Source organism: Amycolatopsis sp. FU40 (assembly GCF_021903635.1).
GTDB lineage: Bacteria > Actinomycetota > Actinomycetes > Mycobacteriales > Pseudonocardiaceae > Amycolatopsis > Amycolatopsis dendrobii.
The window spans coordinates 729,703-745,643 of record NZ_CP091381.1; the positions used below are offsets into that span (position 1 = coordinate 729,703).

Below are 15,941 nucleotides of genomic sequence, written 5' to 3' on the forward strand. Positions count from 1 at the left end.
TCGTGCCCAACCGGTCAAGACCGGAACGCCGCAGCCGTCTGCCCGAGCCGCGTCCGGTGCGTCCCCGAGCGCCCGCCCGCCGCCGATGCCATCCTGGGAGGCATGACCCACTACGCATTGACCCAGTCCGTGGCGATCGCGACCGACCTCGAAGCCAAGGGTTTCCTCGGCACGGTCGGCAAAATCGCCGCCGCCACCGTCATCTTCTTCATCGCGATCGGCCTGATCGTCGGGCTCATCCTCGGGTACTTCATCGGCCGTTCGGTCGGACGGCGCCAGGGCAGCGGCGGCTGATCGGGTTAACCCGCCTGTCCGGAACGGGACAGAACCTCGCGCGGGCCTTCACCGGCGCCCGCGCGGGTTTCTATTCTGGGCGGAAATTCACCCAGGCGAGGGGACGAGTCCATGCGGACCGTGCTCGTAGTGCTGCTCGTGTTCGCCTCGTTGACCGTCCCGCGCGCGGCCGCCGCCGTCTGCGCGCTCTCGTGTGACACCCTCGACCCGTCGCGGGCCGCGCAAGAGAGTTTTCCCTTGCCGGACAAGGACATCAACGGCCGCGTGCTGCGCCTGCACGTCTCCGGCCAGGACGGGATGGCCTGGGCCAGCATCGACAACGGCCGCGCCGGCGACGCGGTGTGGCTCGACCGGTCCTGGGACGGCGGCAGCACCTGGGACGGCCTGCTGGGCAAAGCGAGCATCCCGAGCACCTGGACCGGCACCCGCACGCTCATGTACAACCTCACCGACCCCGTCGGCCACCGCCGCGGCCTGCTCCGGGCCTGCGGAGACGCCCAAGCGGTGGCCTGCACAGCCTGGATCTACCCGACCGTGTGCGCCGCCGCCTGCGACGGTTCTTCTCCCGGCACGGGCGACACCCAGCCAGTACCGTCCGCGACGATCTTCGGCCGCACCGTCCGGCTCCACTTCGACGACCGCGGAATGGCCTGGTCCAGCATCGATTCCGGCGGCCCCGGCGACGAAACCTGGCTGGACCGCTCATGGGACGCGGGCACGACGTGGCCCGACGGCTCGTCACTCGGCCGCACGAGTGTCCCCGCCGGGGCGACCGCGACACAGACCGCAACGTTCGCCGCTCAAGATCCACGCGGACGGCTGAACGGCGGCGCCGTTCGAGCATGCGGCCGGGAAGCGGCTCACCAAGAGGGCGCCTGCACGGCATGGGCGCGTCCCGCACAATCCCGGGTTGCCGCCGGCGTCGATGCTTTGCTGTGGTCCTACGACATTTACCGCGCCTGGTGGCCGTCGAGCTGGTGGAATTCGGCAGTAGCGGTGACCGCACTGGCGGATTCCGGAGTGCCCGACCTGGACCCCGTACTGGCAAGGGTTTTCGACGTAAACCACGCCGCCTTCCCCGCCGGCGCCCGCAGCTCCGACCCGATCGACGGCGACTTCATCAGCCGAGCGATCGACGACACCGCCTGGTGGGGCCTGGCCTGGCTCGCGGCATACGACCGTACGCACGACTCCCGATATCTCGCCGAAGCCACGAAAATCGCCGGCTATGTGCACGGCTTCTGGGACCCGGCCACCTGCGGCGGCGGAGTGTGGTGGGACCGTGAACGTACTTACAAGAACGCCGTCACCAGCGGCCTCTACCTCCGCCTCGCCGCTGCCCTGCACCGCCGCCTGGCCGGCGACACCGAATGGCTGACCCGCGCCCGTGCGGCCGGCGATTGGTACCTGCGCAGCGGCCTGATCAACTCAGCCGGCCTGGTCAACGACGGCCTCACCTCGACGTGCGCGAACAACGGCCAAACCGTCTGGACCTACAACCAGGGCCTGGCCATCGGCGGCTTCACCGAACTCTGGCGAGCAACCGGCGACCAGTCCTATCTGGACGCCGCCCGCCGATTGGCTGATGCGGCAATAACCGGTCTGACTTCGGACGGCGTGCTGGTAGAATCGTGTGAGAGCGGCTCGTGCGATGACAATCAGAAGCAATTCAAGGGCATCTTCCTGCGCTACTTCGGCGATCTCGCGACAGCTGCCGGCGAACAGAAATACCGAGATTTCGTGCAGCGGCAAGCGGATTCGGTATGGCTGCGAGACCGGGACCCCCTCAACCGGATCGGCGAACGGTGGGCTGGCGCCACCCCGAACGCGGTGGATTGGCGGACACAGGCTTCGGGGCTGGAGGCGTTGATCGCCGCTGCCGCGCAGTAGCTCCGCGATGACCGGGATGCCGCGCGGTCGCGGGAATGCCGCGTGGCGGCTGGTGCCAGGTGGTGTTCGGGCTGTGGCACGACGGCTGGCACCGCGCGGTGTTGGGAATTCGGCGTGACGGTTGGGGTCGCTTGGTGTTGGAGATGCGGCGTGACGGTTGCTGCCGCACGGTCGTGGCTGCGTGGCACCTGGACTTTGCGTGGCGGGCGGGACGCCGCAGCCCAGGGCAATGCCGCGTGCCGCGGGATGATGCGTGACGGCCAGACGCCGGACACTCGTGCGGATGCTGCACGATGGTTGGGACGTTGTGCGGCGGTCGCGATGCCGCGCGGTCGCGGGGAAGCCGCCTGATGGCCGGACCTTGTGTCGTGGTCGGGACGCTGCGTGCTGGCCGGGACTTTGCAAGGCATGACGCCGCCTCTGATACAGCGCTGCCGTCGCAGCCGATCCCGGTGGGCGAAGCGCATCAGGATCCGTTCCGCCAGACGCGCCGAATGGAGAGAGTGTCGTCAACGGTGACTGCAGGGTCGCCGTCGACCAGTACGAGGTCTGCGCGCAGCCCAGGCTTGATTCGGCCGCGGTCGGGCAGTCCGAAGCGTCGTGCGGGGATCGAGGTCGCCGCCCGTAAGGCTTCGGTCGGCGTGAAGCCTGCCGTGGTCAGCAGGCGGAGTTCGGCGTGCAGGCTCGCTCCGTGGGCCATCCCTGGTGCGCCGAGGTGTGCTGCGTCCGTGCCCGCCAGGATATCGACTCCGGCTTTCTTCAGCGCGGCCAACGTTTCCAGTGCGTAGTCGAAGTGCTCGCGGGGGCTCGTGGCCATCGCGCCGGCCAGGTTTTCCCGCCATTCCGGAGCCAGTTTCGGGAAGACGCGACGGTCTTCGGCGAGTCGGCGGCCGGCGGGCTCGCCGGTGATCGACGCGATTGCCGTCAACGTGGGAATGACGAACACGCTGGCGGCAGCGATCTTCTCGATCAGCTCCGCGGTGTGCGGCCGGTCGAAGAAGAGATGGGTGAGGCCGTCCACTCCGGCGTCGACGACTTGTCCGGCGGTCTCGACGGTCATCGCGTGCGCTAGCACCATTTTCCCTCGACGGTGGCTTTCGCGGACCGTCGCCGCGACCAGTTCGGGAGCGAGCCTGGGCAGGGGGTCGTTCCCGAACAGCCGGCCGTCCTCCACCAGGATCTTGAGATAGTCGGCGCCCTCGGCGATCCGGGCCTCGACGAACGCCGCTACCTCGTGCGGATGCGTGGCAGCCGGCCACGGCGGGTCGCCCTTTCTCAGTTGATGCGGGTGCCCTCCCGCCGGAGTGAGACCGATGGACGGAGAACGCACGTCAGCTATGTCATTCGAGGCGGCGACCTTGCGGCGCAACGGAATCATCTGCTGCGGCATCGAGAGCATGTCGAATTCGGTGGTGACTCCGAAGGCCAACGCTTGGCGCAGCGACTCCGCGTCGGTGTGCGTGTGCGCGTCGATCAGGCCGGGCAACAGCGTGGTACCTGCACCGTCGACGAGGTCGGCTCCTTCCGGGCGAGCGCCTCCGACGCTGGCGATTCTTCCGCCGGCGACCTCGACGTCCACGATTCCGAGCGAATTCTCGCCGTCGAAGACATGTGCTCCGGTGATGACGAAGTGGTTCACGGAGAGCTCCCAGCGGGTGGCGCGAAGGTTGCTCCGGAACCGTAAGCGGCGGGTGATCATGGTGCCAAGGAGGCACTTTTCGGGTAGGTGGTGAGGGCGAGGTGACCGGGTTTCCCTTTCGAAGAGTGGCCGGGGCGTTCCGCGGAGAGCCGTCAGAACAGTGGCGCCGAAGCGACGTTCCGGCCCAGGCATCCGGGCAACCGGGCCGACGGGACGCAGCAGGGCATTGACGCGCCGTTCCGCGCGACCCGCCGCGGCCTCCGCGTGCGCCAGACCTCCCCGGCCACGCCCGAGCCCGCGGCGTCCTCAGCCCGGAGCAGCCGCTCAACCTCGGTAAACGCCCCTTGCCCAGCTGCCATGCGTGATGTATACATCTTGTCCATGAGCAGTGTACGACAGGCTGGGCGGGCCGGGTCCGCGCAGGACGTCACCTACCGGTTCCTCAAGCAGCGCATCGCCGAGCTGCCTCGCGACGGCGGGACGTTCCTCACTGAATCGGAGGTTGCCGAGGCGGCCGGGACGTCCCGGACGCCGGTGCGGGAGGCTCTGCTGCGGCTCGAGGCCGAGGGGTTTCTCGAGATCGTGCCGAAGAAGGGCGCGTTCGTGCCGCCGATCTCCGACGCGGAGGTGCGGGCGGTGATGGAGGCGCGCGAGCTGGTCGAGGACTGGTGCGTGCGCAAGCTCGCCGAGCGTGTCGACGAGGCGTTTCTCGGCGAGTTGGACGACATTCTCGCGAAGCAGCGCGAAGTGGTGGACGAGCCGGTGCGGTTTATCGAGTTCGACCGCGCGTTTCATCGGGCGATCGTGCGGCGCGCGGGCAACCCAGTGCTGGCCGAGTTCTACGAATCGTTGCGGGAGCGGCAGGTCCGGATGGGGCTGCGCGCGGTCGCGGGCAGCGAGACCCGGGCCGAAACGGTCCTGTCCGAGCACGCGGCGATCGTCGAGGCGTTGCGCGGCGGCGAGCCGGAGGCGGCTGGGGAGGCGCTGGCGAAGCACCTGTCCAGCACGATGACGGCGTTGCGGGTCGAGGAGCGGCTGTGAAGGTCGCGTTGGTGCAGCTGGCCAGCCCGCCGGACGAAACGGCCGCGGACCGCCGGGTGCGGGCTGGGCGGTTGATGGAGTCGGCACGCGGGGCTGAGCTCGTGGTGCTGCCGGAGTTGTGGGCGGCTGGGTATTTCTCGTTCGACGCGTATCCGGATGAAGCGGAGTCGCTCGACGGGCCGACGGTCGCGGCGGGGCGGGAGTGGGCGCGAAGCCTGGGTGCGTATGTGCATTTGGGCAGTCTGGTCGAGAAAGACGCGGCCGGGCGGTTGTTCAATACCGCGGTGTTGCTCGCGCCGGACGGCACGATCGCGCACACCTATCGCAAGGTGCACGTCTTCGGATACGCCTCGCGCGAGGCGGAATTGCTTACACCGGGCGAGACGCTCAGCGTCGCGGAAACGGGACTCGGGCCGATCGGGGCCACGACCTGTTACGACCTGAGGTTTCCCGAACTGTGGCGCGGGCTGGTGGATCGCGGCGCCAAGACGGTCGTGGTCCCGGCTGCGTGGCCGGCGGCGCGGCGTGCGCACTGGCGGATGTTCACTTCGTGCCGGGCCGTGGAAGAGCAGGTGCTGGTGATCGCGGTCAATGCGGCCGGGACGCAGCACGGCGGCGTCGAGTTGGCGGGTACCAGCCGGATCGTCGATCCATGGGGGACTGTGCTGGCGGAAGCGGGCACAGGCGAGGAAGTGCTGCGCTGCGAAATAGACCAATCCATTGTGGACACGGTGCGGGCGGAGTTCCCAGTGCTGGCCGATCGGCGCTGGCCGGTGTCCACAGCAGACTTCACGGGAGCGGGAGTATGAGCACGATTGCCCTGCACGTCGCGGGAACCGGGGAGGAACTGGCGTTCGCTCCGGCGCGGCTGGTGGTGGCCGGGTACACCGGAAGCGACGAGGCCGCGGTCGAGGAGCACATCGCCGAACTGGCGGCGATCGGCGTGCCGCGGCCGGATTCAGTGCCCGCGTTCTACCACCTGGATACGGGCTTGCTGACGACGGAACCGGTGGTCGGGGTGAGTGCGCCGGGGACGTCAGGGGAGGTCGAGCCGGTGCTGATCCGGCACCAGGGGCGGTATTTCCTGGGGGTCGGGTCCGATCACACCGACCGGGATCTCGAGCGGGACGGGGTGGCACTGTCCAAAGCCGCCTGTCCGAAGCCGCTCGGGGAAGCGGTCGCCGAGATCGGGACCGAGGTGTCCATTCCGGACTGGGACCACGTCGTCGCGGATTCCAGTGTGGACGGATGCCCGTACCAGAAGGGGGAACTGGCCGCGCTGCGGCATCCGGCGGATCTGCTCGACCGGCTCGGTCCGGTCGAGGGCGATTTCGCGCTGTACTGCGGCACGTTGCCGTTGCTCGGCGGCGAATTCACCTACGGCGCGTACTGGCGTATCCACCTGGAACTGCCCGGCGGCCCGACCCTGACCCACGCGTACGAAACAAAACAGAGGAGCGAGTGATGCGCAGCGGAGCCGACTATCTGGCCGCACTGAAAGGCCCCCGGCGGATCTACCTCGACGGCGCGCCGGTCGAGGACGTCGCCCACCACCCGGCGTTCGCGCCGATCGCGAAGACCATCGCGGAATTGTTCGATCTCGCGGCCGATCCGGAATCCGGCATCTCGGTCACCGACCCGGCGAGCGGGTCCACTGTGAACCGGCTGTTCACGCCGCCGCGCAGCCGGGAAGACCTGAAGGCGTACCGCGAAGCGGCGACCGCCTGGGCGCGGCACACGCACGGCTGGGTCGGCCGCAGCCCGGACCACGTGGGGGCGTTCGTCGCGGCGTTCTCCGCGCATCCGGAGGCGTTTTCGCAAGGGGAACGGGACTTCTCGGCCAACATCGCCGCGTACCACAAGCGCGTGCTGGAGGAGAACCTGTACGTCTCCTACGCGATCATTCCGCCGCAGGTTTCGCGGGCGACTACCGCGCACGCCTGGGAAGGCGACCTGATCCAGGCGGGAGTCGCGGAAGAGCGCGAGGACGGCATCGTGATCCGCGGTGCGCAGATGCTCGCGACCGGCGGTGCGGTGGCTGACGAGATCTTCGTGTCCTGCATCAAGCCGCTCGGACCGGAGGACGCCGACTTCGCGCTCGGCTTCGCGGTTCCCGTTGACGCGGAAGGACTTAAGCTCTACTGCCGCCGTCCGTACGCCCCGGCTGCCACGAGTGAATACGACTATCCGCTCACCTCGCGCTACGACGAAACCGACGCGCTGGTGGTCTTCGACGACGTCTTCATTCCGTGGGACCGGGTGTTCGTTTACCGCGATGTCGCGGGACTGCGGCGGCAGTTCTTCGACACCGGTGCGCACGTGTTCGGGAACTGGCAGGCGCAGATCCGGTTCATGGTGAAGACGCAGTTCATCGCCGGGCTCGCGCGCAAGGTCGCGGCGGTGAACGGAGTCGACAAATTCCCCGGCGTGGTCGAGAAGCTCGGCGAGCTGGCGAGTCTCGCGTCCATTGTGGAATCGGCCGTGCTGGCGGCGGAATACACCGCGGAACCAGACGGGAACGGCATGTGGCGGCCCGGTTCCCGCGCGGTGTACGGCGCGATGGGGCTGCAGGCCGAACTGTATCCGCGGCTGCTGGCGATCCTGCGCGACCTGGTCGGCGGCGGCGTGCTGCAGGTGCCCTCCAGCGTCGCGGACCTGACGAACCCGGAGACCCGCGCCGATATCGACAAATACATCTACAGCCCGTCCGCGCCCGCCGAGGAGCGGGTGAAGCTGTTCAAGCTCGCCTGGGACGTCGTCGGCAGCGAGTTCGCCGGCCGCCACCACCAGTACGAGATGTTCTACGCCGGCGCGCCGTTCGTGGTGAAGGGCTACGCCTACCGCAATTACGGCTTCGACGGCGCGCTCGGCGACATCGACGCCTTCCTTGCCAGCTACGACCTCGACGGAGCGATCACCCGATGAGCAAACCGGAACACGAATTCTTCCCGGTGACCGACGTCGCCTTCACGGTGTGCCCCGGCGACGACCCGAAGATCACCGAGCGGATTCTCGCCAAGGACCCGGAAAGCGGGGTGGCGACGCGGATCCTGCGGTACGAGCCGGGCGCCGATTCGACGCCGATGGGCGTGCAGAAACACGATTTCTGGGAGGAGGTCTACATTCTCGAGGGCTCGTTCACCGACCTCACGCTCGGCCGGACGTTCACCGCGGGGATGTACGCCTGCCGTCCGCCGGGCATGCCGCACGGCCCGTGGCGGACCGACGAGGGGGTCGTCACGTTCGAGGTCCGCTACCCCGCCTGAGCCCCTTCGCAAGGAGAACGTCATGATCACTTCCTCGGCCGAGGTCGACCCGATGACGATGCGCCGCACGATGGGGCGTTTCGCGACCGGCGTCGCGGTGGTCACCACCCGGGCGGCGGGGGTGCCGCACGGGATGACCGTCAACTCGCTGACGTCGGTTTCGCTCGACCCGCCGCTGCTGCTGGTGTGCCTGACGACCGGCGCGCGCAGCACCGACGCGGTCGTCGAGGCGGGCCGGTTCGCGGTCAACATCCTGTCCGCGCGGCAGGAACAGCTCGCGCTCCGCTTCGCCCGCCGCGGCGAGGACCATTTCGCCGGGCTGGAGGTGACCGAAGGCAGGCATCGCGTGCCGGTGATCCCGGATGCCTTCGCGCACCTCGAATGCGACGTCGAACGGCATCTGGTCGCCGGCGACCACGTGGTCGTGTTCGGGCACGTGCGCAGCGTGTGCGAGCGCGACGGCGACCCGCTGGCGTTCCACGGGGGACGGTTCGCGGACCTCGCCGACCGGGCCGACGAGCCCGTGCACTGGTTCTTCTGAGGTTGTTCCCAGGGGGGAACCCGCCTCGGTGGCTGCGCCAACAGCCACCGAGGCTTCCGGCATCAGCACTTCATCCGCGTCACGGACCCTCCGACCACAGGAGCCGAAATGGCCGATACCTCTCGCGAACGTAACAGAAAACGCCCGCACACGCGGCTGGGGGTGGTGGCGGCGTCGAGTCTCGCCGGCACCGCCGTCGAATGGTACGACTTCTTCCTGTACGGCACCGCGTCCACTTTGGTCTTCAACAAACTGTATTTCCCGTCGCACGACCCGTTGGTCGGCACGGTTCTCGCTTTCGCCACCTACGCGGTCGGATTCCTCGCGCGGCCGCTGGGCGCGGTCGTGCTCGGCCACCTCGGCGACCGGAAGGGACGGCGGTCGACGCTCATCGCGAGTCTGCTTTTGATGGGTGCTTCGACGTTCTTGATCGCTTTGCTGCCCACTTACGAGGCGGTCGGCGTGCTGGCGCCGTTGCTGCTCGTCGTCTGCCGTCTGGTGCAAGGCTTTGCGCTCGGCGGCGAATGGGGCGGGGCCGTGTTGCTGGTGTCCGAGCACGGCGGCAGTGCGCGTCGGGCGTTCTGGTCTTCGTGGCCGAATGTCGGGCCGCCGCTGGGCAATCTGCTCGCCGCGGGGGTGCTGGCGGTGCTTGGCTCGGTGATGCCGTCGGCGCAGTTCCTGTCTTGGGGCTGGCGGATCGCGTTCGGCTTGTCGGCGGTGCTGGTTCTGATCGGCTTGTGGCTGCGGCTTTATGTCGCGGAAACACCGTTGTTCAAGGAAGCGCCGAAGCCTAAGGGGCTTCCTGCCGGCGTGGTCGTTCGCAAGCATTGGCGCAGCGTTTTGCTCGCGGCGGCGACTCGTTTCGGGGAGAATGCCGGGTTTTACCTGTTCTCGTTGTTCGTGATCACTTATGTCACGACTGTGCTCAAAATGGACAGTTCGGTCGGGTTGACGGCAGTGCTGGCCGGGCAGGCGTGTGCGGTGGTGACGATTCCGCTTTTCGCCCTGCTGGCCGACCGGATCGGACGGCGGCCGATCTACGTGGTCGCTTCGGTGGCGACGATCGTGTGGGCGTTCGTGTTCTTCGCGCTGGTCGACACGCGCAGTCCTGGGCTGATCACGGTCGCGGTGGCCGGCGGATTGCTGATCTTCGCCGCGTACAGCTCGGTGATCGGGGCGTTCTTCGCGGAACTGTTCCCGACCGAGGTGCGGTATTCCGGGGTTTCGCTGGCGTACAACCTGGCGTCGGTGCTGGCCGGTTCACTCGCGCCGATCATCGCGATCGGGTTGTACGCGAAGTTCGGCACCGGGTACGCGATCGGGGTCTATTTGGCGGTGATGGGCTTGATCTCGCTGGTGGCCTCGCTGATCGCGAAGGAGACGAAGTCGGTCGACCTTGGTTCGGTGCCGGGCAAGGAGGAGGAAGTTCGTGCATCCGTCGATTGAGTATCTGGACGCTTACGGCCGCGGCGAGGAGGACCTTCTCGACGGCGAACGCGAGCAGATCGCGGCCGCCGACGCGGACTACGACACCGACAAGCACTGGGCGTTCGAGATCAAACCCGAAGAATGCGCGCTGATCGTGGTGGACCTCCAGGAGGATTTCGTCCGCCCGGACGGGCCGATGCGGGTGCCGGAGGCGTACCGGCAGCTGCCGCGGGTACAGAAGCTCATCGACGCGTGCCGGGAAGCCGGGGTGCCGGTGCTGTACACCGAGCACACGATCGCGCCGGACGTCGCGCACGATTTTTACGCCTTCTGGCCGCCGATCGCGAACGGCGCGATCGCGGAGGGAACGCCCGGAGCGAAGCTGTACCACGGGCTGAAACCGCGCGAGGACGAACGCGTCATTTCAGCGAAGCACACGTACGACTCCTTCGCGGGCACCGATCTGGACTACGCGTTGCGGTGCCAGGGAGTTCGGACGTTGATCGTGTGCGGCACGCTCACCAACTTCTGCTGCGAGTCCACCGCTCGAACCGGATACTTCCTCGGTTACCACATCGTGTTCGGTTCGGACGTCAACGCGACCGACAACGCCGAAGCGCACCGCGCCACCCTCCGTACCATTCGGCGCGGGTTCGGCAGGGTCATGGACCACCAAGCGATCATCGCCGCCCTGAGCGAAGGCGACACCCTTCACCGCGAAGCGAAACTCAAGCCAGCGCCTTGACGTCCAGCAACTGATTCACCTGCGCACTGAGCGCCGCTGCCTGGTCCAGGTGGATTTCCCGGAACGTCACGGTGTCCCGCCCCGGCCGGAGCTGCCCGACCTTCCACAGCGAGGCCGACGCGACGGTGGCGATCACCGCGAACCCGCCGGAGGTGTTGCTGTCCGGGCCCAGCACGGTGAGCACGTCGCCGTACGCCAGGATGCCGCCGGGCGGGTAGCTGGAGTCCAGGAGGTTCGACGGGTGCCCGCCCGCCACGCCGCCGGACGGGCGGGCCCAGCGGAAGCGGTGCGGGTTGAACCGGATGCCGACGCGGTCCGAGCTCAGGTCGCAGCGCCAGGACGCGGCGAGGAAGTCGGCGAAATCCTCCGCGGTCAGGAAATCCGGGTCGGCGTGCGGGCCGCGGAGGATTTCGATTTCCCAGGCGGTCGGGTAGCTCGGGCGCAAGGAGACCGGGAGACGGCGCGGCCGGGAAGGAGCGGCGGGGAAAGTGTCCAGGATGTCCGCGCGTTCCAGGGCTCGGCCGTCGAGGCCGCCGATGCCGGCGAGCAGGAAGGTCGAACGGGAGCCGAAAACCTCCGGTACCGCGATGCCGCCGGACAGTGCCAGGTACAGCCGGTGTCCGGGGCCGCGCAGGACCTCGCAGGCCAGGACGTCGCCGGTTTCCACGGGGACCGATTCCCATTGCGGGACAGGGGATCCGTTGAGGGTGACCGTGGTTTCCGGGCCGGTGACGGCGATCCGGCCGGGGGCGAGGACGCCTGCTTGGAACCGGCCCAGCGGGATCTCCAGGGCGGCCGCGCCGGGGCGGTTGCCGACGAGGAGGTTCGCCAGGCGGAAGGCGAGCGAATCGACGGGACCGGAAGGGAAGAACCCCAATGACTGCCTGCCGCGCCGGCCCGGATAGTCCTGCACGGTCGTCTGCAGGCCGGGTTCCAGTACTTCGAGAGCCGCGGTCTGCGTCACGGGATCTTCACCAGTTCCTGCGCGGCGACCCGGTCCGCGCGCCGTTTGGCCGCCTCGGCCGCGACCGCCGGATCGGCTTGCACGGCGAGGTGGTCGGCGACCGCGTACCGGCCGGGTTCGATGTCGTAGTCGTAGCGGCCCTCGAAAACCTGCCTGCGCAATTCGATCAGTTCCGCCTCTTCGACGCGGTAGAAGGAGATCCGGTCGCCGGGATGGATCAGGATCGGGTCCGCGCGGTGCGCGCGCGGACGGCGGACGAGGTCGCAGATCGGCAGCGTCCGGCCGAAAAGCTGGTACGAGCCCGGCGATTCGATCGGGTGGATCACCAGGCACGGGCCGCCGAACGCGACGGCGCCCTCGGGGGTCCAGGAGCGCGCCGGGTTGTATTTCGGGGCGACCAGTTCGGAGCGCGGGTCGAGGGGGAGCAGCGACGGCAGGCCCGGGTAGAAGCCGGTGAACGCGTTCCACCACTGCGATTCCAGGATCCGCGAGTACAGCGCCTCGCGGTTCGGCAGGCCGTTGGAGCGCACGAGATAGTCGACGTTGTTGCCGTCGACGGCGTTGGGCGCGTCCGGGCGCGTGGTGATCTGGTAGCGCTCCACGGCTTCCCGCGACGTCGAATCGTCGAACGCGATCGGGAGCTTCACCCGGCGGCTCGGCAGCACGAGCGAGCCGGGCTCGGGGATTTCGCGGTGCAGCTGGTCCATCGCGGCGATCACGGCGTCGTGCCGGATCGTTTCCGGGTCGTAGTGCACGAGCAGCGAACGCAGTCCCGGCGCGACTTCCAGCACCCCGCGCACCGGGTTTTCCTCCAGCCGCCGCGCCGAGGCGTGCGCGAAGAAGTTGAGCCCGAGGTCGACCGGCAGCGGCGGCCCGTACTCCACCAGCAGCGCGCGATCGCCCGCGGTCCGGTACGTGACGTCCGGCCGGGACGGGGCAGCTGCGGGCATCGGGATCTCTTTCCGTTGTGCCGCCGGACATCCGGGGGCGGGGAAGTCCGATCGGGACGGTTTCTACCCACCAGCACCGGGTTTTGTCCAGAACGTTGGTTCGTCCGGGTGGCGATCGCCCGGCGGCCGGGCGGACCGGCGGTTACACTTCCGGCCGCCGGATCCGTCCCCGGGAGACACCATGCCGCTTACGGTCCAGATGCTGCTCGAACGCGGCGAACACGGTCTCGAACTCGCCGCCGAAGGCGCGCCCGGAGCTGTGGACCGGGCGGTCACGTGGGCGTTGATCAGCGAGCTGCCCGATCCTTCGCCGTATCTTGAGGGCGGCGAGCTCGTGCTTACCACTGGGTCTCGGCTCGCGCTGGGCGAAGCGGCCAGCCGGGAGTACGTGGACCGGCTCGTGGCTGGCGGTGCGGTGGCGCTCGGGTTCGGGGCCAGTTCGTTCTATCAGAATGTGCCGCGGCCGCTAGTGGACGCGGCCAGCGAGGCTGGGTTGCCCGTACTGGCGGTGCCTGCGACGACCCGGTTCGCCGCGTTGAGCCGTCTCGTCGCCGGGCATCTGTCCGATGAGCGGCAGCGGGAGTTGAACTACGCGGTTTCGGCGCAGCGGGATTTGACCCGGGCGTCCTTGTCGCCGTACTCGGCTCGGGCGATCGCGGAGCGGCTGGCGAAGGCGGTGCGCGGGTGGACGTTGCTGCTGGACGCTGCCGGCGGGTTTCGAGCGGGGGTGCCCGCGGCGCGGATGCATGTGGCGCGGGTGCGGATCGAGTTGCCGCGGCTGCGCGACCGGGCCAATTCGGCGAGTCTGAGCATGACGATCGCGGGGGAGTCGGTGGTCGTGCTGCCGCTCGCGGTGCGGGGGCGGGTGCAGGGGTTTCTCGTGGTGGGGCGGTCTACTCCGCTGACTGCTGCCGAGCAGGCGATTGTCACTACTGCGGTGTCGTTGCTGTGCGCTGAGTTGCATAGTGCGCGCGGGGTGCTGGACAGCGAGCGGCAGCATCGGCTGGCGGTGTTCAAGGCTGCTGTGGCTGGGGATGTCGGGCTGGCCACGGCTATTGGGGACGCGCTGGATACCGACTTTCCGGAGGGGGATCTTCGGGTCGCGATTCTGGGGGTTCCGTCCGGGCATGAGCGGGAGTTGCTCGAGCATGCCGAGGGGGATCACGGGTTGCGGAGTCTGCGGGCGTTGGTGGCCGAATGGGAGCGGGGGCGGGTGGTGGTGTTGATGCCGCCTGCGGAGGGGGATACGCGGACGTTGGAAGCCTTGCTGCGGCGGATTCCGCTGGCTCGGGGCGCGGTCAGTGATCCGACTCCGCCCGGGGAGCTGGCGGCGGCTTGGGAGCAGGTTCGGTCGGTGTTCACCAGTTCGCGTGGGGGTGCTGGGGTGCTGACTTGTGCTGGGGATGTGGCTACCAGCGGCTTGATGCGGTTTCTCGACAACGACGAGGTTCGGGGGTGGGCCCGGGCGTTGCTGGAGCCGGTCACGGACAAGACCGGGTCGGCGAAGATCGATCTGCGGCATACGCTGCGGACGTTTCTGGCGCACAACGGGCAGTCGGATGCTTCGGCTACGGCGTTGGGGATTCATCGGCATACGTTGCGGTATCGGATGGGGAAGGTTGCCGAGGCGCTGGGGAGAGAGGTGGACGATCCGGCTGTTCGGGCGGAGTTGTGGATCGCTTTGCAGTTGGATGATCAGTTGTGAGGGGGCGGCTCGTCGCCCTGGCGGTGCCATTGCGCCCGGGGGCGTGGGGTGCCTCGATGGGCGGGTGCGGCGGCTGCGGTTCGCGAGCCTCAATGAGGTTTTCTCAGTAGCTGTGGTGTGCGGGCTCGCTGCGGCAACGCGCAACGCACGGCTCCGCCTCGCGCCTGGCTCCGCCTCCGCCGACGTACGTGAGCGGACCCTCATTGACTTTGATTCCTCACGGTTCCCCTCACCTGCGGTGCTCACCGGCCGGACCGGCGGGCATCGGCCGGGGGCGGCTTCACCCGCGCCTCGCCAGGCACCCGCGCGGCTTACCGCCCTGCGTCCGGCCCGCCGCAAGGCGCCACTGAGAAACCCCAATGTGGCGTTGGGTGCATGGGATGCACCCAACGCCGCATTGGGGCGCATCCCGGCGAAGGCGGCCGAGGCGGTCCGTGGAGGGCTCCTTGAGGGAATCGGTGTCCGTGAAGGGGCCCCTCACGGCCGGTTGAGCGTCGTGAGAGGAAGCCTCAGGGACTCTGAGTTCCTCAGGTTGCCCCCACGGCGTTGGGAGGGCTTGACGGATTCAGAAGGTTGTTGCGGTGATCGTTGGATGGGGTGCTGACCTGCGCTGATGTGGGTTTGTGCTCCGGTTTGGCATTCCGGGCCCGACTGTTGTCCAACTTGCGCACTACCCGGTCGCGGGACGGTCGCGCAGTCTTTGGGACACCGCTCGAGGGACGGGGCGGGCAAGTTCAACGGTGAACCTGGAGGCAACCCCTATGGGCACGTCGCTGCATCCGCCGCAGCTGGTGACCGGGTCGCGGACTCTCTACCTCGTTTGGGTACCTGAGGATCCCGACGGCGTCGCGGAGCTCGTTCCGGCGGGGCTCACGCCGGCCGCTGATCGGTCGTGCTACATCAACCAGTACGTGGTCGAGGGGGACGCTCAGACGTCGGCCAGCGAAGGGGACGACGCGTTCGGCGCTTATTCGCTGACTTATCTCGGCGTGAATCTGTCCGGCTTGGACACCGAGGCCGGGGTTCCGGGGCGGTGGTGGACCGATTACCACAACAGTTCCGAGCCGATGATCCGTTACGCCCGGGAGCACGGCGTTCCGGCGGGGGCGCCGGGGGAGACGACGCTCGATCTCGACGGGGATCGGCTGGTCGCCACGACGGTCGTCGAGGGGCGGCCTGTTATCCGTACTACCGCGCGTCTCACGATCGGCACGCCGCAGCGGGTTACCGGGCAGTTGCGGTACATCACGAGCCGCGGCGGCGAATTCGTCAGCGGGAGGTATGCCTACGTCGCTGACATCGCCGAGGAATTCGCGGTCGAATCCTTCGAGTTCCTCGACAAAGAGCATCCCGCCTACCGGTTGCGGCCTGCGCACCCCTTGCAGGTGACGTTCGGGTTCTACTCCCCGGCCATGTCCTTCGTCTACCCCGGCGGCGAAGGGCCGCTGGGTTCCGAGCACGGCAGCTAAAAACCACAA

The 15,941-nt window shown here is 68.4% G+C and carries 15 protein-coding genes; 12 read left to right on the forward strand and 3 right to left on the reverse strand.

Annotation, left to right across the window (positions count from 1 at the left end; translation table 11 throughout):
- Positions 1–102 precede the first annotated feature (102 nt).
- Both L3Q65_RS04640 and L3Q65_RS04645 read left to right on the forward strand, forming a co-directional pair.
- Positions 103–294 (forward strand): hypothetical protein, encoded by a 192-nt coding sequence (locus L3Q65_RS04640; RefSeq protein WP_037814825.1) that lies wholly within the window; start codon positions 103–105, stop codon positions 292–294.
- 111 nt (positions 295–405) lie between these two features.
- Entirely contained in the window at positions 406–2,184 is a 1,779-nt protein-coding gene (locus L3Q65_RS04645) for a glycoside hydrolase family 76 protein (RefSeq protein WP_237598862.1), read from the forward strand.
- Positions 2,185–2,650: 466 nt separating this feature from the next.
- Here the strand turns inward: L3Q65_RS04645 and L3Q65_RS04650 are convergent, their stop codons facing one another.
- Positions 2,651–3,823 (reverse strand): amidohydrolase family protein, encoded by a 1,173-nt coding sequence (locus L3Q65_RS04650; protein ID WP_237598863.1) that lies wholly within the window; start codon positions 3,821–3,823, stop codon positions 2,651–2,653.
- Between the two features lie 381 nt (positions 3,824–4,204).
- Here L3Q65_RS04650 and L3Q65_RS04655 point away from each other — a divergent pair, with 381 nt between their 5' ends.
- From L3Q65_RS04655 to L3Q65_RS04690, 8 genes are all read left to right on the forward strand, one after another.
- On the forward strand, positions 4,205–4,864 hold the full coding sequence (locus L3Q65_RS04655) for a GntR family transcriptional regulator (protein WP_182896027.1): 660 nt from the start codon (positions 4,205–4,207) through the stop codon (positions 4,862–4,864).
- Positions 4,861–5,673, forward strand: a complete 813-nt coding sequence (locus L3Q65_RS04660; RefSeq protein ID WP_182896026.1) for a nitrilase-related carbon-nitrogen hydrolase — start codon at positions 4,861–4,863, stop codon at positions 5,671–5,673. The genes L3Q65_RS04655 and L3Q65_RS04660 overlap by 4 nt, the downstream gene beginning before the upstream one ends.
- The gene (locus L3Q65_RS04665; protein ID WP_182896025.1) at positions 5,670–6,329 is read left to right on the forward strand and encodes a DUF2848 family protein; all 660 of its coding nucleotides are present in this window, start codon (positions 5,670–5,672) and stop codon (positions 6,327–6,329) included. The genes L3Q65_RS04660 and L3Q65_RS04665 overlap by 4 nt, the downstream gene beginning before the upstream one ends.
- Positions 6,329–7,789, forward strand: coding sequence for a 4-hydroxyphenylacetate 3-hydroxylase family protein (locus tag L3Q65_RS04670; protein WP_182896024.1), 1,461 nt, complete (start codon positions 6,329–6,331; stop codon positions 7,787–7,789). The genes L3Q65_RS04665 and L3Q65_RS04670 overlap by 1 nt, the downstream gene beginning before the upstream one ends.
- A complete protein-coding gene (locus L3Q65_RS04675) occupies positions 7,786–8,130 on the forward strand; it encodes a cupin domain-containing protein (protein WP_009076086.1) in 345 nt (114 codons plus the stop codon). Before L3Q65_RS04670 ends, L3Q65_RS04675 begins: the two co-directional genes overlap by 4 nt.
- A gap of 22 nt (positions 8,131–8,152) precedes the next feature.
- The gene (locus tag L3Q65_RS04680) at positions 8,153–8,671 is read left to right on the forward strand and encodes a flavin reductase family protein (protein ID WP_182896023.1); all 519 of its coding nucleotides are present in this window, start codon (positions 8,153–8,155) and stop codon (positions 8,669–8,671) included.
- 108 nt (positions 8,672–8,779) lie between these two features.
- A complete protein-coding gene (locus tag L3Q65_RS04685) occupies positions 8,780–10,117 on the forward strand; it encodes an MFS transporter (protein WP_237598864.1) in 1,338 nt (445 codons plus the stop codon).
- Entirely contained in the window at positions 10,101–10,844 is a 744-nt protein-coding gene (locus L3Q65_RS04690; RefSeq protein ID WP_237598865.1) for a cysteine hydrolase family protein, read from the forward strand. Before L3Q65_RS04685 ends, L3Q65_RS04690 begins: the two co-directional genes overlap by 17 nt.
- Here L3Q65_RS04690 and L3Q65_RS04695 read toward each other — a convergent pair.
- Together L3Q65_RS04695 and L3Q65_RS04700 are read right to left on the reverse strand one after the other, a co-directional pair.
- Entirely contained in the window at positions 10,828–11,808 is a 981-nt protein-coding gene (locus tag L3Q65_RS04695) for a biotin-dependent carboxyltransferase family protein (protein WP_182896021.1), read from the reverse strand. The two genes, L3Q65_RS04690 and L3Q65_RS04695, sit on opposite strands and share 17 nt — an antisense overlap.
- A complete protein-coding gene (locus tag L3Q65_RS04700) occupies positions 11,805–12,758 on the reverse strand; it encodes an allophanate hydrolase subunit 1 (protein ID WP_182896020.1) in 954 nt (317 codons plus the stop codon). The genes L3Q65_RS04695 and L3Q65_RS04700 overlap by 4 nt, the downstream gene beginning before the upstream one ends.
- A gap of 181 nt (positions 12,759–12,939) precedes the next feature.
- Between L3Q65_RS04700 and L3Q65_RS04705 the strand changes: the two genes are divergently transcribed.
- Positions 12,940–14,463 carry a PucR family transcriptional regulator gene (locus L3Q65_RS04705; RefSeq protein WP_182896019.1) on the forward strand — a complete coding sequence of 508 codons (1,524 nt, stop codon included), beginning with the start codon at positions 12,940–12,942 and terminating at the stop codon, positions 14,461–14,463.
- 761 nt (positions 14,464–15,224) lie between these two features.
- The gene (locus tag L3Q65_RS04710) at positions 15,225–15,932 is read left to right on the forward strand and encodes a hypothetical protein (protein ID WP_182896625.1); all 708 of its coding nucleotides are present in this window, start codon (positions 15,225–15,227) and stop codon (positions 15,930–15,932) included.
- Positions 15,933–15,941: the final 9 nt, after the last annotated feature.